General features: G+C 45.3%; 14 protein-coding genes and 1 pseudogene. 3 read left to right on the top strand and 12 right to left on the bottom strand.

Features of this window, described 5'->3' with window-relative positions:
* The first annotated feature begins 20 nt into the window (after window positions 1-20).
* Window positions 21-912 (top strand): annotated as a pseudogene (locus tag BLV50_RS05435) (LysR family transcriptional regulator).
* Between the two features lie 70 nt (window positions 913-982).
* Here BLV50_RS05435 and BLV50_RS05430 read toward each other — a convergent pair.
* From BLV50_RS05430 to BLV50_RS05415, 4 genes are all read right to left on the bottom strand, one after another.
* Complete coding sequence (locus BLV50_RS05430; RefSeq protein WP_063565000.1) at window positions 983-1,354, bottom strand: iron chaperone; 372 nt, start codon at window positions 1,352-1,354, stop codon at window positions 983-985.
* Between the two features lie 123 nt (window positions 1,355-1,477).
* The gene (locus BLV50_RS05425; RefSeq protein WP_090806324.1) at window positions 1,478-2,506 is read right to left on the bottom strand and encodes an ABC transporter substrate-binding protein; all 1,029 of its coding nucleotides are present in this window, start codon (window positions 2,504-2,506) and stop codon (window positions 1,478-1,480) included.
* A 182-nt stretch (window positions 2,507-2,688) separates the two neighbouring features.
* The gene (locus tag BLV50_RS05420) at window positions 2,689-3,282 is read right to left on the bottom strand and encodes a YdeI/OmpD-associated family protein (protein WP_090806322.1); all 594 of its coding nucleotides are present in this window, start codon (window positions 3,280-3,282) and stop codon (window positions 2,689-2,691) included.
* A gap of 247 nt (window positions 3,283-3,529) precedes the next feature.
* Entirely contained in the window at window positions 3,530-4,156 is a 627-nt protein-coding gene (locus BLV50_RS05415; RefSeq protein ID WP_063565002.1) for a hypothetical protein, read from the bottom strand.
* A gap of 428 nt (window positions 4,157-4,584) precedes the next feature.
* Here BLV50_RS05415 and BLV50_RS05410 point away from each other — a divergent pair, with 428 nt between their 5' ends.
* Window positions 4,585-4,959, top strand: a complete 375-nt coding sequence (locus BLV50_RS05410; protein WP_063565003.1) for a BlaI/MecI/CopY family transcriptional regulator — start codon at window positions 4,585-4,587, stop codon at window positions 4,957-4,959.
* A 9-nt stretch (window positions 4,960-4,968) separates the two neighbouring features.
* Window positions 4,969-6,360, top strand: coding sequence for a M56 family metallopeptidase (locus tag BLV50_RS05405; RefSeq protein ID WP_090806321.1), 1,392 nt, complete (start codon window positions 4,969-4,971; stop codon window positions 6,358-6,360).
* A 270-nt stretch (window positions 6,361-6,630) separates the two neighbouring features.
* Here the strand turns inward: BLV50_RS05405 and BLV50_RS05400 are convergent, their stop codons facing one another.
* The 8 genes from BLV50_RS05400 to BLV50_RS05365 form a co-directional block, all read right to left on the bottom strand.
* Window positions 6,631-8,679 carry a glycoside hydrolase family 16 protein gene (locus BLV50_RS05400; protein ID WP_256337857.1) on the bottom strand — a complete coding sequence of 683 codons (2,049 nt, stop codon included), beginning with the start codon at window positions 8,677-8,679 and terminating at the stop codon, window positions 6,631-6,633.
* A gap of 158 nt (window positions 8,680-8,837) precedes the next feature.
* The gene (locus BLV50_RS05395; protein ID WP_072732853.1) at window positions 8,838-10,409 is read right to left on the bottom strand and encodes a response regulator; all 1,572 of its coding nucleotides are present in this window, start codon (window positions 10,407-10,409) and stop codon (window positions 8,838-8,840) included.
* A gap of 2 nt (window positions 10,410-10,411) precedes the next feature.
* Window positions 10,412-12,226, bottom strand: a complete 1,815-nt coding sequence (locus tag BLV50_RS05390; RefSeq protein WP_090806320.1) for a sensor histidine kinase — start codon at window positions 12,224-12,226, stop codon at window positions 10,412-10,414.
* A 96-nt stretch (window positions 12,227-12,322) separates the two neighbouring features.
* Complete coding sequence (locus tag BLV50_RS05385) at window positions 12,323-13,984, bottom strand: extracellular solute-binding protein (protein ID WP_090806318.1); 1,662 nt, start codon at window positions 13,982-13,984, stop codon at window positions 12,323-12,325.
* Between the two features lie 254 nt (window positions 13,985-14,238).
* Window positions 14,239-15,786, bottom strand: coding sequence for a right-handed parallel beta-helix repeat-containing protein (locus tag BLV50_RS05380; RefSeq protein ID WP_090806316.1), 1,548 nt, complete (start codon window positions 15,784-15,786; stop codon window positions 14,239-14,241).
* A gap of 50 nt (window positions 15,787-15,836) precedes the next feature.
* Window positions 15,837-16,790, bottom strand: coding sequence for a carbohydrate kinase family protein (locus BLV50_RS05375; protein WP_177031162.1), 954 nt, complete (start codon window positions 16,788-16,790; stop codon window positions 15,837-15,839).
* Window positions 16,790-18,091, bottom strand: a complete 1,302-nt coding sequence (gene melA, locus BLV50_RS05370; RefSeq protein ID WP_090806313.1) for an alpha-galactosidase — start codon at window positions 18,089-18,091, stop codon at window positions 16,790-16,792. The genes BLV50_RS05375 and melA overlap by 1 nt, the downstream gene beginning before the upstream one ends.
* 18 nt (window positions 18,092-18,109) lie before the next feature.
* On the bottom strand, window positions 18,110-18,934 hold the full coding sequence (locus BLV50_RS05365) for a carbohydrate ABC transporter permease (RefSeq protein WP_090806312.1): 825 nt from the start codon (window positions 18,932-18,934) through the stop codon (window positions 18,110-18,112).
* Window positions 18,935-18,950: the final 16 nt, after the last annotated feature.

Here is an 18,950-nt window from a genome sequence, read left to right as displayed (position 1 = left end):
GAATAAGAGAGTGGTGCAAAATGGAACTTCTTCAGCTACGCTATTTTCTAACGTTAGCCCGATGTGAACATGTTACAGAAGCTGCGGGTAAGCTGCATGTCACTCAATCCTCACTGAGCAAGACGATACAACGTTTGGAGGATGACTTGGGTGCACCGTTATTTGATCGATTGGGCAGAAAACTGCGGTTAAACGAATTCGGAAGAACATTCCTTCGACGGACCGAAAAAGCCTTATTCGAATTGGAACAGGGAAAACAGGAAATTGCTGATCTCTCCAACCCGGATCACGGTACACTTCAATTGGCAGTTACTACAGCAAGCACATTACCAGGAATCTTGCGGGAATTCCGAAAAAAATAAGCCGAATGTTCAGTTTCATGTACAAATGGTTACGTTGGAAGACATGTGCACGCTTCTCCACCGAGGCGAAATTGATTTTTGCCTGTCTTCCCCTCCAATCCAAGGAGATGATATCGAATGTCAGATGCTGTTCCAGGACCCAATTGTAGTAGCTGTGCCTCTCGGTCATCGATATGCGGATCGAAGCAGCATCACATTAGAGGAGCTTAAGGATGAGTGGTTTGTGGGGGTGACAAAAGGATATGGTATTCGTGATCTGGTGGACTCCAAATGCCAATCCGTCGGATTCGTACCGAAGTATGTTTATGAAGGAGATGAGCCTGCAAGATTAACTGCACTTGTGGAGGCGGAGATTGGGATTGCCTTTATACCCAATACAGCAAGAAACCCGCAGGAACGCATTGTATATCTCCGAATCGAGGATCAGAACCTTGTGCGGGAAATTGCTTTATTGTCGCATAAAAACAGATATATATCGAAAGCAGCTATCGCGTTTCGCAGCGTAGTCATAGATTATTTTGGTGCAATGTGCAAACCAATTGCTGAATAACCCATTACAAAGACCCCGCTCACCGACGTAAGTGAGAGCGAGGTCTTTTGTTGTAGGCTATCGATCATGCCTATTTCCGCCAAAAGGTTGAACAGTCTGCTTTTTCCGTAATGTTGAAATCAATCATTCGTTCCAGTAATGAAAAATCAACCGGTCCATCCCACCGGATACGCACCAACTCCTTGGTGTGCTCATAACCGGCCTTCACAATTTCATCGGAAAAATGATTAATCCCTGCCTTCTCAGGCGCCACAGCCAAATGATGTTTGGATACACTAAATCCAATAATAAATGTGCCATGATCGGTAAACATGGGCTGATTCCACGCTATTTTAGGTACTAAATTGGGGTACTTCTTGATAATCCATTCTAAAACTTCTTCCGTACGGTCCCGATGTCCTAGGTTATCAATTCGTGCTAGATATTCTGCAAAAACGTCCATATTATCTTCTCCTAACCCAGATTTATTTCGCATACTTCATCTCATATTATCATGAAAATGAAATTGAAAAACCCTTTGGGCCAGATTCGCCAAAGGGTTGAAAAAATATATATTACTCAAGGACTACTTCACTGAAAGTAGTCTGTCCGAAATAAACTTCAGCTGACCTTCAAGCGATACAGGGTCGTTGTATGTATCGGAGGTCGGATCAAGCTGGAACACATGGCCCTCTTTGACCGCAGTTAGGTTTTTCCACACCGTATTATCATAAACAATCTTCGGATCGGTTGTATCTCCTGACCACGGGCTGGTGAAAATGATGTCGCCTGCATATTCCGGTAACACTTCCATCGAGATTGAGGCCCAGCCTGTGCCACTGTCAATTGCCTCTGTCTGAGCCCTTTTTGGTGCCTTCAGGCCAAATTCGTCATAGAGTATTTCACCACCACGACCGTAATTATGCCCAAATACAAATAATCCTTTGGCGTATGGATTCAAAATGGAAACTGTACGATCTCCCACAGCGGCAAGTACTTTTGGCTTGAGCTCATTGATCTTCGCTTCCCATTGCGAAATCCAGTCTTTTGCCTGGGCTTCTCTATTGGTTAGTTTACCCATCTCCAACATGAGGTCCTTGAAATTGCGCTTACCATATTGTAACTGTACCACTGGTGCAATCTGCGACAACTTGTCGAGACCCTCCATACTGGTGTATGCGATGATCAGATCAGGCTTTAGGCTGATCAGTTGCTCGGCTGTGGGCTGCTCTCCCAGATCTGTTGCCCCCTCACTTTTGAGCTGATCCTTGATGTACTTGTTGTTTATGGCGCCTGACGTTGCACCGACGACTGGAGCATCAAGTGCAACAAAGTACCCTGTTGAAAATGCCGTCAGATCGATGATCCGCTTCGGATCTACAGGTACTTGTACTTCACCTGCATCTGACTGATATGTAACGGTCTCTCCCTCGGCACCTGTTGTGGTAGCGGCACCAGACGCAGAAGTTGAGTCGGTTGATGATTCAGTGTCTGCAGCACCGGTTGTTGTTGTCTCCGTTGTATTGCTTGTCGTTGCGGCCTGACCGCATGCACTCAGTACAAGCAATATAATGAGAGCAGACAAAAGCCATATCGAGTTTCTTCGTTTCAGCAAAATAAACCCACCTTCTTCAAGTGATATTGATAATCGTTATCAACGATACCATGCAATAGTGCATTTGACAAGATGCTTTCATATTCGACAAAAGACAAAACAAAAAAACACCCACTAAGGCGGGTGTTTCGACGCATAAAAATGATTTTCAAAACAAACTGCTTCCCCGGTACATTAACGGTTTAATCATTTAACCCTTTACCATCCAGAATTTGCTGTGTAGATTTCTCAACCCTTGACACGCGTGTTTTGGATTGCTTTGGTTGCGAAAAATAAAAAAGGTATGCCCGTTGACGTCCAGGCGTCAATGCTTCAAATGCCGTTTTCAAAGCAGGATTTTCATCCAGTTTAGTTTGAAACTCTTCTGGAACATCATATTCTGTATTTTTTTTGAGTTCCACTTTCAATCCGGCCTTTTCAACCTCAATGGCTTCAAGAATGTACTCTTTCAGGATAGTTTCCATGTCAACGATTTGTTGAAGATTGGTGAACCGGATCTGGCGAGCAGCTTGTACATTTTCTGTTTGTTGGATTAGAATACCTTGCTTATCCTTTAACAAGGCTCCTTTATGGAAAAGAAGCGCACAATACTCCTTAAATCCATGAATGATAACGATGTTTTTATTCTCCAACGTGTAACAAGGATGCATCCATTTATAGTCTTCTGTAAGGCCACAGGATAGAACGATCTCTCTTAGCTTCTCCGATTCTTCTTTCCACTTCTTTGCTTTGTTTAAATATTCATCCACCTTGGGATTTGTTTTATTAATTGTCATCAGGGACCATCCTTCATCATGCTAGTCATATTATTGTGTTTTCTAAAATAATTCTTCTCTTACATATGATTGCCAAGAGAAAGCAGTTAATTTCATTCGAACCCATGTAGTGTCGCTTAAATATTATGACACCATTTGGCGTCTGGTCAACACTAACTATTATTTAACTCATATACATATGTCCTTTGTCCCACCTCTTATCCCTTACTAGAAAGCCGATAATAAAGAAATCAAAGTGAGAAAGCCCCTAGGATTTGGCGTATTGTAAAATTGCCGCCGCTGCACGGATTCGCAGATCTTCTTCTTCGCTATGCAATGCCTTTTTTAGAACATTGAGCGCTTCTTGAATAGTACCTTCATCTACTCTAACTGAAGAATCATTATCTCCTTCAGTGGTTTCAGAGGTGATCGAAACCCAAGGTTCCAGTTGAGCCTGAGAAATTGGATGTTCGAATTTCGCAATGATTGAATAATGACTTACAAGTGCAAGTACTTTGTCACTTAACTCTGCTAAGGGAATACGTCCCAGCCAGGTAACACCTCGTCGATGACATATGTATTCCTCTCCGGTTCCGTTTGAATCATCGTAAAAATAATCGCCCAAATCCCCAACATATGCCCATTGATCATCATTTATCAAGACATAATCCCCATCCTGCATGACGTAGACAAAAGTATGGAGCGTGTCCAGGACATCACGAAGTTCCGCCTTTCCTATCCTGTAGCGTTGAACTAGTTGCGCTTTCCATTCTTCTGTAGACTCGTGCTCCAAATCTCCTGTCGCCGGCCAACCAATGCCGATAAAGTTATTCTCCAGGAACGACGCGGTCCAGTCGACCTCTTGCAATGTAGATTGTATATGAAACAGATTCATATGATTTCTCCTCTATAGTGATTTCAGGATTTAAGACTAAGTATATACTCCAGACATTCGTCTCTGCATTAAAATCAATCAAAGATTGAACTTACTATATATGTTCAACTAAACATTTACACGATAACGGAGAGGACAGAAATAACCTGAAGAAGCGAAGCGTTCGCCTTTATCCCCGGATTTCCCCTTTTCAAAAAGGATTCAAAAAAATCTGGGGATAACAGCGATCGGAAGGTTGTTCTGTCATCGGAGTGTCAGTGTAAATATTCATTAGTTGAACTTATATAGCTAGTACAAACCTGACTCTGGTTCCGCAGCATCCATTCAATACTTGACTACCTACTACACGTTGTAGTAAATTATATCTACTACGTAGTGTAGTAATAACCTTCGATATGGACGCATAACGAAGTTAAGGAGTGTTCACCGTGAACCATCTTCAAAAATTATCGGATACTGAAATGGAGCTGATGGAAGTGATCTGGGAGTGTGAGCCACCTGTCACCTCCACCGAACTGCTGAACATGTTTTCCCAAAGGGGTAAAGCATGGAAGGCGCAAACCATCTCCACCTTTCTCTCTAGGCTAGTAGACAAAGGGGCCCTTACAGCTACAAGGGATGGACGTACCAACAAGTATGTTCCCTGTATTTCGCCCGAAGACTACAAGCTATTGGAGGCACAACAAGTCCTGGATGGATTATATCAAGGCTCTGTAAAAAATTTGATTTCAGCTTTGTATGATGGCGACAAGCTTTCTGATCAAGACATTGCAGAGCTGAGACAATGGTTTTCAGAAAAGTAGGTGTAGTCAATGAATAGCATTCTTGTATTACTGTCTACGCTGACTGTTGCCGGAAGTGTCGTTGTCGCTTTCATTCTGTCTTTGCGCCTTGCTCCCTTTCAAGTCATTCCTGCAAAATGGCGTTTTGGAATTGGGAAAATGGCTTTAGTTTTGTATCTATTGCCCATCTTTCTGGTCTTTAATTGGATTTTTTCGTTGTTCACATCCAGTACTACAGTAAACGAGTTACCCTTAAATGTTCAACAAGTGTTACCTGGAGCATTCAATCCGACTCCTGCCATCCAGGTACAGACCATTTCAGCAAATGTAGCTCTCGCTTTAATATGCTTATGGGTAATCGGGGTCATAGCTTTTGCAGCATGGCAGACATATTGTTATCACAGGTTTCTCAAGACATTAAAACTTACGCGAACTATCGTTCCGAAGAACAGTGAAGTTGCGATGCTGCTCCCTGTAATCAAGGAGAATCTGGGTCTCAAGAGAGAGGTTCGGCTTGCTTACAGCACTCTAATTCGCAGTCCTTTTCTAATTGGATTGAGCAAACCTACTATTTATCTGCCTCTGAAGAATTCTGAAAGTGTGGATATCGGTATGGTGTTCCATCATGAACTGATCCACCTGAAAAGGAAAGATCTATGGATCAAAACGCTCATATTAGTAGCCCGTGCATTGCATTGGTTCAATCCATTGGTTCATATGCTTTCGAAAGATATTCATACGTGGAGTGAACTGTCCTGCGATGAAGAAGTTGTAAAGGGAATGTCCCTTGCGGATCGTAAACGATATGGGGAAACCATCCTGAACGTAGTGGCAGGATCAAGGAATCTACCTATACAATTCTGCTCCTCTTTATCCGGGGATGGCAAACAACTAAAAAGGAGATTAACTTTTATGCTTAACGTAAAGAATGTGAAAAAGAAAACCTTTGTTGTAGCGATATCGACGCTATTCGTCGTTGCTGCAATTAGTACAGTGACAACAGCTTGGGCTTCCAGCAATACTCCGAGGGTGGTTGCGAGTGAGGAAGCTTCCGCGGTAACGCGTCCATCGCAGCAAGCGGCTGTCCGAGAAGAAGCTCCTGCAGTAACACGTCCATCAGCTCAAGCGACAGCTCGTGAGGAAGTTCCAGTAGTAACACACCCATCAGCTCAAGCGGCAGCTCGCGAGGAAGTTTCTGTGGTACCACATTCGGATGACCAAGTGGTAGCCCGTCAAGAAGCTCCTGTAGTAACGCGTCCATCAGCACAGGCGGTTGTGCCTGAAGAATCTCCTGTGGTAGCACGTTCAGCAGCACAACCCACAGTTCGTGATGAAGCAGCTGTAGTAGCTCGTCCATCGGCTCAAGCGGCAGTTCGTGAAGAGGCTTCTGTAGTACCCGCTCAAGAATCTTCCCGTCGTTAAAACCATTTCCATGAAATCACAAAATAAATAGGCTTGATATAAAGATTCTAAGAAGCAGCCTTCGTTCAATTGTTGAACGAAGGCTGCTTCATTATTGTAGAAAAGATTAGTTTCGCTTGAGACTAACCGGCTACCTTCTCAAACGACAAAGACCAACAACATTTTGTTGTTGGTCTTGCCTGTCTTTTCTTCTCCGTTCAGCTTGCCTCATCACCCATAACTATGGTGACTGGCCTCGACACGACCCCAATCGCGGAAACGGCTGTTTTATTACTGTTCTTTATACACACGTACATAATCCACTTGCATAGTTGCCGGGATATCGGATGCGTTTGGAGTACGGCCACCGTCGAAGTTTCCGCCGACTGCCAAGTTCATAATGAGATAGAACGGCTCATCGAAAGGTGCGTTCGGATTGTTCGGTGCAGCTGTGGAATACCACTGCTGGTTAGTGACTTTATAGAAAAACTTGCCGTCGACATACCATTTAATGTTGTCCTCTTCCCAGACTACCGAGTATACATGATAATCATTGGCAAAAGTTTGCCCTTCTGGGAAGTGATAATCGCCACCCGAAGACTGGTTCACCGGCCATTGTCCGCCAAAATGTACGGTACCGCTTACAGACCCAGGTAGACGTCCTCTTGCTTCCATAACATCGATTTCACCTGATGCAGCCCATGTGCCGTATACAGAATCTTTTGGAAGCATCCACAGTGCTGGCCAAACGCCATCCCCTGTAGGAAGCTTAGCACGAAAATCTACTCTGCCGTACTTCAAGGAAAGTTTATCCTTGGTGTTAATCTTACCTGAAGAATACTGTGCATACCGATTCGGATCCTGCGGGAAAGATTTGCTATCATTCATGGCTTTGATATTCAGTTTTCCGTCCTGTACATATACATTTTGGGTGCTATTGGTGTAGTGCTGTAGCTCTGCATTACCCCATCCCCAGGTAGACGGATCGTTATTGAGATAATATCCTGTTTCATAGTTCCATTTACTTGTATCCAGCGTAGTTCCGTTGAATTCATCCTGCCAGATGAGATTCATGCCCGCGATAGCTGGGTCGGTTGGTGTTCCGATGGAGATATCCTCTTGATCGGATACATCCGGACGCGGAGCATTTGGATTACCGATGAAGGTATAGTTGACAAAGTTGTTGCCAATATTTCCACCCGCCTGTCCGTTCAGCGGATATCCGATACGGATTTGCATATTTTCCTGGATTGGCTGGAACCAAAGACCATAGATATAATCGGCCCAGTATCCCCACTGATTGGCATCAGACATATTGTTATAGCCATTAGCGGAGTATGCAAACTTGCTCTGACTGGAGTTACTCAACTCCACCCATTGCCCATTGATGTTAATCTGGTATACAAAGTTGCCCAGTTCCTTGGCGATTGGCGCACCCCCATCAATTTTGGGAAGTGGAATTCCAATGGAACCATTCGCATCTGCTGTGAAGGTTGTTCCTTCGTATGGCGTAATGACATATGAATTTCTTGTAGGTTCATTAAACGTAATGGTATAAACAAGGTTAGCTGAAGAAGTCTTTGATTCCAATTTGACGTTGATCGACTCCGTTACGTTAAACCAGTACCCTCCACCACCGTCGGTGAATTGGCCGAAGTTATGATCATAAATCCAACCGCTAGCTGCATTATTGTCAATATCAATCCATGTGCTGCTGTTTACAGGTTTTACATACACCTTCAAATCATCCGCTACGGCTTCATAGGTTACCGCAGAATCATTGTTGAACGTTGGATATGTAAAGCCTGCACCGCCTGTGAAACTTGCTGTAATTTGCGGCCCTTGTGTCGGATTCATCGCTGTGATGGTTGTTTTGTTAATATTTTGGAATACAAGTTGATATTCAAGCTTAACACCATTTGCTTTGGAGTACAGTTGAATTTCGGTTGTTGCGGAAAGGGTGAACCAATAGCCATTGAAACCACCATCGCTCCAGTGCCCCCAGTTTTGGTTATAGATATAACCTCCGGCTTGATCAATATCAACCCAGTTGTTACCCACTTTCACATTGACACCCACATCACTGTAGACATCATTCCACGTAGCGGTGCCCCCATTGAACTTAGGCATAACAAATCCGTAGCTGGCTTTGCCAACCCCTGATTTTGAAATAACAGGTCCATCCGCTGGTGAGAAGTACTCCATTGAGGTAACTGTCGTTCCAGCTGCTTGAACTTTTGAAGTTGGCAGCACGCCAACACTAGCCAGCATCACAACCACTAAGAACAAACCAAGTACCTTTTTCATAAACCGTTTCTCCGTAAAATGAGATGGTTTCATAATTGCCCTCCTTTGATAGGATCATAGTTTCACCCAATCTATGCGTATAAAGGTAATCGCTTACATCGGGGAATATCTTTATTCTATCGAATAGGATAATCTGCTGAAAAGGTACAATTATTTTTGTTATATCCCATTTTTTTGGGTTTTGATTCAATTTATATATTTGTACTGTGATAGTGCACTTCACGTTCTACCTTTTGGCGCATCATTTGTCGATACTCTGTGGGTTGAATTTCCATCACAAGGCGGAACGCTCGCGTAAAGCTTTTGTAGCTTTCATAACCTACCATAGCAGCAACTTCAACAATCTTATGATCGGTTTCGGCTAGTAGACGCCGTGCTTTATCCATACGTACATCTCTCAGATATTCGGCAAAACCTTTGCCAATGTTCTTCTTGAATAGATTTGAGAAATAGGCGTAATTAAGCGACACATGATTGGATACCATCGCGAGGTCCAGCGGCTTATGATAGCTCTCGTGTATAAAACGGATGGCTTCATTTAAATCCTGAGAATTGCGATAACTGTGCTTATATTCAAAATAGAACTGATTCAGTCGAAGCAGCTGCTGTTGCAGCGCTTGAATATAATCGCGCATCCCCGGATAATCAAAGAGATTACGCAAAGATTCAAGATCCAGCGCTTCTTCACCCATGTAGGGGCGAATTACTCGTTCGTATTCCTCCATCATCTGCACTGTGGCACCACAGAGCTGTTGGGTATAGCCAATATGATAGCGTTGAAGCACATTTTTATGAAATATTGCGGAAATGCCCTGAGCAATTTTACCACTATCGTCGGTCCCAACAGACTGGAACAGTTCATACAGTTCTTCATAGGGAAGTTGCCACTGCTGCTCCATATGCTCAATAGCTGCTGGCAGGATGATATATTGATCTGGAAACAGATAACTATGGTGGAATAGCTCATGTACTTGTGTATAGCTGCCGGGCAACATCTTTAATCCTTGCTGCGGGTCAGTCATAACGGTTATGGCATCGATCATTCCTTCCTTGAGTGCCGCTGGCAAAGCATCCGGATCTATCGCTGCATCCACTGCAAGGATCAGATACGGGCTGTGTTGCAGGCAAACGCAACCTTGTCTACCGAACACACTATAAGCAATAGCTTCCATGCTATGGACGCTGCTGGAACCCGGCTGGTTGATCCAACATTTCTCTCGCAGCAAACATAAGCGATAATTGTGCCAAAGCGAAGGATTTTGTTCCTGGATTTGGAGGATCCAGGCCTCATCGTTTAACGCTCCCTGCATAAACATTCGTAATTCTTTACGATCTGTCTCTCGGGCGAGACGGGAGACATGCTGCATGTTGTACGTAAGCGTCTGCCGTGTCTGGATTTCTTGCCATACATGCTCTAGTGAAGTTTGCAGATCCTCTCGCTTCAGAGGTTTTAACAAGTATCCCTTTGCCCCAAGTTCGATGGCTTTTTGAGCATATGTAAAATCACTATAACCGCTAATAATGAGGTATTCCACCTCGATGCGCTCCTCTTTGGTCTTTGCCATCAGTGCGAGTCCGTCCATGTCCGGCATCATAATATCAGTAATAACGATGTGAATGTTATGCTGGCGCAAAAGGATTAGCGCCTCCATCCCACTTGCGGCAGAGTATATGTTGTTCAGCTCCAGAGGAAATTGATGCAGCATCGCCTGCAGACCGTCACGTATGTGCTTTTGATCGTCCACAACCAGAATATTGATCACTCCTACCACCCTCCAAGATTTACATTTTCCCAAGGCAAATGTATCGTTACACAGGTATAAGCGCCCTGAACACTATCAATCCAAAGACCATAATCCTCGCCATAATGAAGCTGCAGCCGCTTATTCACATTTTCCAAACCAAGTCCATTCTTGCTGGTAACAATCGGCGAATCCGAGTCTCCCCGCAGTGCCGCTTGCAGTCGAACTAACATCTCCGGGTCTAACCCCTCTCCATCATCTTGTATCTTAATAAGCAAGCGTTCATTCTCCACTGAAACGGTGATCTGAATACACACACTCTCGCCTGATGGTGCAGCGTGATGAACTGCATTTTCAACGATAGGCTGCATGCACATTTTAGGAATTGCATAGCGGAGCACCTCCTGCGGGAGATCTGCCGTCAACATGATGCTGCCGCCTTCCATTAAATTAATAAATTGAATATAACTTTGAATGTTGGCAAGTTCCTCGCGAAGCGCAACCGTATCGCTGCGCCACTGCATGCTGTAGCGAAGTTGCGAACCTAATGATACCAATGAATTCGCAATAGCAGGTTGTCGTTGAACCTCCGCGAGCATTCGAATAGATTCCAGTGCGTTATACAAAAAATGAGAGTTGATCTGCGAATGCAGGGAATGCAGCTGTGCGTTTTTGGCGATTAATTGTTTATCCACGACCTGTGTCATCAGACGTTGAACCTCATGTAACATTTTGTTGTAGCTCACAGCCACCTCATCGATCTCATCCCCTCTTTCGTTCTCATCTAGGCCGGTATCAATCGTTGCATCCAGTTCCCCTTTTCGTACCTGACGCATTGAAGCCAGTACGCTGTCCAGTCGTCGGAAAATGCGCCGAGTTGTATGTGATACGAGCAGCATGATGAGCAGCAGAACACATAATGTAATCGTTACCACAAATGCATACCAGCTGCGTGGCCCCTTCATCAATGCCTGATGGGAGGCGATATCGACCACATAAGTGTTTAGCGGAGCGATATAGCGGTACAGTGCATAGTAGCTCTGATCACCTACCTTAATCTTAACGGGACTTTCCTGTGGCAGTACATCCAGCTGGCGATGAATACCGCCAAGGATTTCGTCCAGTCCTTCTCCGGCTTTTTGAGAAAACTCATGCTGGGGATTATAAACATATTGGGGAGGATCGCTTTCGTTCATCAAAACAGAAAAGAAGTCTCCCTTGCTCTCCTGGAGCAGGTCGCTGAAAAACATACTGTGCGGAACGCGAATTTCCATAATACTAGGTCGTTTTTTCTCCTGACCTTGAAGGCGAACCAGCCGGTAGTATGATAGCGTATGTTCACCATCCTTAAAAGAAAATAAACGGTAAGCCGCACCACCTTCATCCCGAAGCTTTGCCCAGTAATCCTGCGGCCAAAATTTCTGATAATGATAGATCTCAGGCCAGATTTCATACAAGTTCGGGTTATCCACGTAAAAGCTGAGCTCACTGATCATCGCATTACTTTGAATGATGTTTTGCATTTGCTCAAATTGGTTTTGCTTAAATTTCACCAGTCGTAGTCCATCCACAAGCATATTAGAATGAATAAAATCCACAAATGACTTTTGAGTGAGTGCCGTGTTGGAAGCGTTCTCAATGATATCCATTCTGCTGCGCAATTGTTCGTTTAGCCATGAAACGTGGCTGTTGCCCGCTGACATAGCGTCCTTGTATAGCTGGGTTTCCTGCATGCGAATATATAAAAAGGATACTAAAATAACGGGTATGGCAATCATCAGGCTAAACGCCAGAAACAGCTTTTGGGATATACGGGCATTGCGGTAAAGTTTCCTCATTCTAGTCAGTAGGTAATTCACTCTGAAATCCTCACCACCTTTGTTATACCATATATTACAAGTTAGTCGATAGAGAGCGAGGTTGTTAGGGAATGATTATTCAGCCATCTTGGCTTTTCTCGCTTTCAGCTCGGTCTGACGGTATTCCATTACCTGATTAAAACCGTAATTCACACGACGGGCCAAGAAATTTTCGAAAATTTTATCAAAAGCAGCTTCATCTTTGGCAGTAATCAGTTCAGGCAGAACTTCTTCCCAATTCTGAGAAATACGCGACCAGGATAAGGCTATATCGGAATCTCCTATAGGATCTATTCCCTTATAGATGCCGCTGTCCATATCCGCCTGTTTGTTCGCGAACTCCTCCATTTGCTTAACGGATGGCGCCTTTTCTGGTCTCCACTGGTTAACGAAGGCAGGGTTGCGCAGCATCCAGTAGGTATCCATGATACCGTATTCCTTTTCCAGACGCTCCCTATCTGTGTCAAGCAATTGGACCATTTCCGCCGTCAACTGCGGTTTGCCATCCCTCATCGCCCATGTTTCGCCTTCTTTACCCAGAAATACATCCCTTTGGCCTTCTTCACTCGCTAAATAGCTCAAAAATCGGATGGCTCGTTCAGGACTCTTGGTGGATTTGCTAATCATCGTAACCATCCAACCGTCCATGTTACCAGGGAACAATCTGGCGGAATCACCGTGACTGTTTTGCGGGCCATCCACAGCGATGTAGTATGAGTTTGGATATGCACCTGCCGCCAATATCGGATTGATAGCCGCCATGCCAGTCCACTCGCGAATCATCATAAAATAACGGGAATTACTGGTTTTTTCCTCTACCTGAGCATTCGAATCCACCAGAAAATCCACATTAATCAGGCCACGCTCATAAGCTGTACGGAAGGTTTTCAACCAGGTGATATAGTCTGGGTCGGTCATACGGTCGTTAAATTTTCCTTCCTTTTCATGGGGAATAGCCAGCAGGTTTTGCAGGTACTCGGTCATCCCATAAGAGACATTCCCCTGAGCAAAGAAGGGACTAATGAGCTGACCTTTATACACAGAATACTGATCTTTTAACAATTGCAATGCGTTCAGAAAGCCTTCCGGAGTGCTCAAATCGGGTCTACCCATAGCCTCATAGAGATCCTTTCTTACCAAAAAGGTTTGGTTCGCAGCCGTCAAACCGGTTGTCTGCATTAGGCTGGGACTGTATGAATCATTTGGAATGCCATATGTATTGCCGTTTTCCTGACGATACCACTTCAGTGTACCGTCCCCCGCGACCTTGAAAAAGTAGGGATCATATTGCTCCGCCAGTTCATTTAAGGCATACACCTGATCCCCTTCCCACAACTTATTAATCGCACTTTCCCACGAGCCTATTGTCATCAAATCAGGCAGCTTACCGGAAGTCATCATGAGCGCAATTTGTTCGCTTGCTTCACCCGATGGCACTTCGAATTTGATGTTAACACCTGTTTTCTCTGTTACAATTTTGGAGGTCATGCTCTCACCCCATGTGTGCCCATACCAGTTCGCACCTACAAACCAGGTCAAATCCACAGGCGTGGTATCAAGCTTCCATGCGGGTTCATCGGGGTTCGACTTGTATTCAATCGGCTGTTGTTTAGGATGAACGGGCTGTGGGAGTGATGGATTTTCACTTTGCTCTGATTGGGAACACGCGGCCAAAACCAGCATTAAGATTATGGTCCCATAGATGACCATGCTGTGCTTAATGGAACCGGGTTTCATTCCATATCCTCCTTTCTTGACTACGGTTGTGAATTAACCTTTGCATTAATCATCTTATAACCGATTTTACTATCCTTGGATCGAAATGGAAATGCCGCTGACTACCTAAATATTGGTTTAGATAAGTTCTAACTCAGGCACGGCTATTTAAAGAGGATTATTACTCTTTAAATAAAATAAAACAAAGGCAGCTGATTACTCAGCTGCCTTTGTTGGATTGCCTTCGGGAGAGTCTTCCCGTTAGGTTATAAGTCTCACTCGTAAGCGCCGATATTCACAGCAGCTCCCTGGACTCTTGGTTTCCCCTCAATGTCCAGTGTTCCAATAATTGCATTGTCCGTGTTCCCGGCATCAATTGCTGGAGATGTAGATTGAAGATGGAAATCGTATCCTGTAGCATTCACAAATTTGGGATCAATGAACAAGGAATGCGCGTCATTGCCAGTTCCCGTTTTATAAGCGGAGAATCCTGTGTAATCTTTATTTTTCCAAGTCCAGCTGGCTCCATTGCTTCCGGCAGGGGCAAAATAAAGATTATAATCCACAACGTTTCCGGAATTTTTGGTGTATTCATTGTAAATCAATACATCTGTAGAGCTGGCTACGAAGATGTTGTTCTTAATTACGTTATTTTGTGTGTCGTATTGAACGTAAAGCTGGCCGCTACCATCGCCAAGCGTGTCATTTTTGTATACGGTATTGTTAACGATCTTACAGTTTACGGTGGAGCCGCGTTTGGTATCATACCCGCCCATCGCGATGCCGGTGAGTCGGTTGTTGTAGACTGCGTTGCTGCGAACAGTAATATTGCTGGTAGATTTACCGGCATGCTCGGACGCAATCTCGATACCGATATCATTGTTGTAGCTGTAGTTCTGTTCAATAATACTATCCTTGCCACCATCGACATAAATGCCATCGGCCGCATTACTGTTATTCGGAAGTGACTTCCCATACGAAGGATTATTGTTGGAAGTGATATTGTAGACTCTGTTGCCCTTCACGAGTCCGTTCCGTACCTGATCGTAAGTCGTATTCGGCGCTTTACCCTCATATCCGATGAGATCAATGCCGATGTTGTCGTTATCGTGGATGACATTATTCGTCACCGAGAAGGTGTCCACGTTACCGTTGAGAACCAGGGATTCGCTGGAGCCGAGCACAAGATTATACAGTTCATTACCATTAATCGTAATATCGTGAATGGATTCCGGTGCCTTTGTTCCATATACGGCGATCCCATGTGCGTCACGGCCAAGGAGATCACTGCCGGTTGGGGTGGCCGTGTTTTTGATATCATGGACTTTGTTACCAGACAAATTGATAAAGCTGCCTGATCCGTGAACATAAATGCCTACGGGCATGACGTCCTTAGTAGCTGTAGTATAATTGCGAATTTCAAATCCCTGAAGGGTAACGTAATTCACATCGGTCAGGTCAATCAACCCTTCAATCCCACTAACCGAAAGTCCTGTACCGTCAATAATCGGAGTCTCCGTGCCATCGTTAGTGAATACAATCGGCCCCTGTGAAGCGGAGCCTGAGCGGGTGATCTTCAGCTTCTGGTTGTACACACCGCCACGAACATGCACTGTACTGCCTGCAGGAACAACATCCGCTGCGTGCTGGAGCGTCTTCCATGGCGCGCTGCTCGTTCCCGCACTGGAGTCATTTCCGTTTGTCGCTACATAGTAATCTGTGCCTGCTGCGGCAGCAGATGAGGACCATTCAATGCCTGAAACCAGTCCTATCCCTACCGCCATACTTAATCCCACGAGCAATGTTTTACCGAATTTCAACATATCCTCAACTCCCTTTGATCAATTTGGTTGTGTTAGATTAAAACAAGGATTTATTGTTCATGCTCAGCCTGCAAAAGAAGAACAGCCTCCATTGTCGGCAAACTCCCTGTGCCACCAATGCCAAGTGTGGACAATGCTCCACATGCATTGGCAAATCGCAGCAGTTCATCACTTCGCATCCCAAGCAAGTATCCATATATGATTCCTGCGTTGAAACAGTCTCCTGCCCCTGTCGTATCGACGGGTGTCAAAGTGTAAGATCCGGCCGATATTCTACTTTCGTCCAGTTGACGTAGTGTAGCGCCTTTTGACCCTTGTTTGACCGCTACAATTCCTGCCACATCAGGAAGCATGGAATCAAGCACATGGCTTACCCCAGCGGCAGGGAAAATGTGCAGCAGTTCATCCTCGCTGGGAATAAACAAATCAGTTACCGTCAGTAGTGCACTTATGCCCTCGCGGTCCCATTGATTGGATACATCCCAACCGGTATCAAAAGACGTTCTGATCCCATCTGCCCGCAATCTTGTAAAGAGCTCTCGCCAATGAGGTCTCATTCCATCCTGCAAATAATAGGAACCAAAATGAAGATGTGCGGCCTGCTGTAGCAGGGACTCCGGGATATAATCCGGTGTTAACAATGGGATACTGCCAGCGTAAGTTAACAACCCGCGGTCATCGGGTGTGGAGAGCGACAGAGTTACACCTGTCTTGATGCCAGACAATCGGGTAATATGCTCTGTATTTACGCCCATACGCTGCAGCTCAGCTATACAGAATTTTCCGAAATCGTCATCTCCCACTACGCTAACGAATCTCACATCCGCTCCCAGGCTTGCCAGCGCACAGGCCGTAATTGCTGAAGAGGAACCAAGTACAATCTCGAAGCCATCAACCATTTTCTCCCGATTCCATTCCGGCATGACATCCGTTCCCGATACAATGACGTCTACATTTAGCTCGCCAGCAATGACAACAACGGGACTTGTTTGTTGTCTCTGCATCATTTCAATACCGGAACAAATCCCTGTTCCGCCTCATACAGTTCATCGAACATACTTCCGATCTCCTCCAGGGAGCATACAGCAGCAGTTAGTGGATCGAGCATCAGTGCATGGCGAGCCATTTCCCTGTCACTCCTCCGCACAGCTTCCACTGCCAGGTCAAAAAAAGCCATGTTCGAGCGGCACAATGCGGCCAAATGCTCGGGCAGTCTTCCAAAGCGACAAGGCTGAACGCCTTTCCTATCAACGAGACAGGCCACTTCCACCACACCATCAGCCTGCAGATTTTCAATCAGCCCCCGGTTAGGAACGTTACCATAAATGACCTTCGGCTCATTCTTCAATACTGCTTCGATAATAATGGCTGCATATTCATTACTGGATTTCAGCTCAAGCGGTGCCGTTCCCTCAAGCTGTGAAACGATCTGCTCATCATTCTCTCTCCGCCAGATCGGCCAGTTGTCAGCGTAGAATCCCGTAGCTCCGTTATAACCTGAGTTGCAGTGCTGGTCGATAAGTGATTGGCGTTTACGGTAATACGGGATATATTCCGAGAAATGGCCGCTGGATTCCGAAACGAATGCACCCAGGTATTTCATCGCATCAAAGCGGACCGGGTCCTGCCGCAGCAGTTCAGGAGTTTGTATTTTCTCCAGTAATACTGGATACAGATCTCTCCCGGCGTGGGACAGCTCCACGAACCAGGACATGTGGTTAATACCTCCGGCTTTCCATGACATCTCTTCATATGGAACTCCTGCATATTCAGCCAGTTGAGCCGACGTGTTCTGGATAGAGTGGCATAGTCCCACCACCGGAATATCCGTAATGCGGGAAGTCAGGAGTGTAACCGCCGACATCGGGTTGGTATAGTTTAGAATGATGCAGTCTGGGCAGAGCGCTTCGATATCCCGCACAATCTCCATCCAGCTGGGAAGGGTACGGAGTGTCTTGAACAGTCCCCCTGGTCCCAGCGTATCGCCAATGCACTGCTTTACCCCATATTTCAGCGGAATTTCATATTCATAACGAACCGTCTCCAGCCCGCCTACTTCAATTTGATTAATCACGAACTGTGAACCGCCGATGACCTCTCTGCGATCCGTAGAGGCAATCACCTCCCACGTCTTCCCTGTCTGTTCCACGATCTGAAGCACCAGCCTGCGTGCCAACTCAAGCCGCCGCTCGTCAATATCAACCAGGGCAATCGTTCCACCCTCCAAGCCTTCAATCAGCAGGATATCCATAGCGATCTCTCGTGTAAATGCACTGCCTGCTCCGATAATTGAGATTTTAGTCATAACTCTTCTCCTCACCCGTTATTTCATGCCCGTCATAGCTAGGCCTTTAATAAATTGCTTCTGGAAGATCAGGAACATTATAATAACCGGTATTGTAATCAGTACCGCAGCTGACATGACGACGTTGTAATTGACCTGGTGTGTTCCGTTAAAATAGACCAATGCCAGCGGAACGGTCATCTTGCTCTCATCATTTAATACAATCAGTGGCCACAGATAGTTGTTCCAGGAGTTCATAAACGTGAATATCCCCAACGCTGACAACATCGGCAGAATAAGCGGCATAACGATGCGAAGCATCAGCCTGAATTCGCCAGAACCGTCCATCCTTGCTGCCTCCAGCAGCTCCTGTGGAATCTCTTCTATGAATTGTTTAGCCAGAAATACGCCGTAGGAGCTAACCAGATTGGGCAAAATAATCGCCAGCAAATGGTTAACCAGTCCAAGCTCAGCCGTGATCAGATACGTGGGAATCATAATAACCTGAAAGGGAATCATCATGGTTGCCAGGATCAGAATGAACAGCAGTTTCTTACCTCTAAACTGATGCTTGGCAAAGACATATCCGGCTAGAGCGCTTGTAAACAAGGTCACTACCGTTATGATGACGGAAGTCATCAGACTGTTCAGCAGCCACGTGACAAACGGCGCCTCGCTAAAAACCGTTCGGTATCCGTCCAGACTCGGCTTACTTGGTAAAAAACCGGCGGAACCTGAGACGATGTCCATGTTACTTTTCAGAGATGAAAGTACCATCCAGACATAAGGCAAAAGCATAACACAAGCTATAACTGCAAGAACTGCAATAGTAAACCCTTCCCACAGGTTGAATTTACGCGGCATCGGCTTCTTCTCCCCT

The organism is Paenibacillus sp. 276b, assembly GCF_900107875.1.
In the GTDB taxonomy this organism is placed as follows: Bacteria; Bacillota; Bacilli; order Paenibacillales; family Paenibacillaceae; genus Paenibacillus; species Paenibacillus marchantiae.
This window is presented reverse-complemented; position numbering and strand designations above follow the sequence as displayed.

What these genes read in the sequence shown, in the direction of transcription:
- BLV50_RS05380 (WP_090806316.1), bottom strand. Translation starts at nt 15,786, where the DNA reads ATGTTGAAATTCGGTAAAACATTGCTCGTGGGATTAAGTATGGCGGTA.
- BLV50_RS05375 (WP_177031162.1), bottom strand. Translation starts at nt 16,790, where the DNA reads ATGCAGAGACAACAAACAAGTCCCGTTGTTGTCATTGCTGGCGAGCTA.
- BLV50_RS05385 (WP_090806318.1), bottom strand. Translation starts at nt 13,984, where the DNA reads ATGAAACCCGGTTCCATTAAGCACAGCATGGTCATCTATGGGACCATA.
- melA (WP_090806313.1), bottom strand. Translation starts at nt 18,091, where the DNA reads ATGACTAAAATCTCAATTATCGGAGCAGGCAGTGCATTTACACGAGAG.
- BLV50_RS05405 (WP_090806321.1), top strand. Translation starts at nt 4,969, where the DNA reads ATGAATAGCATTCTTGTATTACTGTCTACGCTGACTGTTGCCGGAAGT.
- BLV50_RS05415 (WP_063565002.1), bottom strand. Translation starts at nt 4,156, where the DNA reads ATGAATCTGTTTCATATACAATCTACATTGCAAGAGGTCGACTGGACC.
- BLV50_RS05420 (WP_090806322.1), bottom strand. Translation starts at nt 3,282, where the DNA reads ATGACAATTAATAAAACAAATCCCAAGGTGGATGAATATTTAAACAAA.
- BLV50_RS05400 (WP_256337857.1), bottom strand. Translation starts at nt 8,679, where the DNA reads ATGAAACCATCTCATTTTACGGAGAAACGGTTTATGAAAAAGGTACTT.
- BLV50_RS05365 (WP_090806312.1), bottom strand. Translation starts at nt 18,934, where the DNA reads ATGCCGCGTAAATTCAACCTGTGGGAAGGGTTTACTATTGCAGTTCTT.
- BLV50_RS05430 (WP_063565000.1), bottom strand. Translation starts at nt 1,354, where the DNA reads ATGGACGTTTTTGCAGAATATCTAGCACGAATTGATAACCTAGGACAT.
- BLV50_RS05390 (WP_090806320.1), bottom strand. Translation starts at nt 12,226, where the DNA reads ATGAGGAAACTTTACCGCAATGCCCGTATATCCCAAAAGCTGTTTCTG.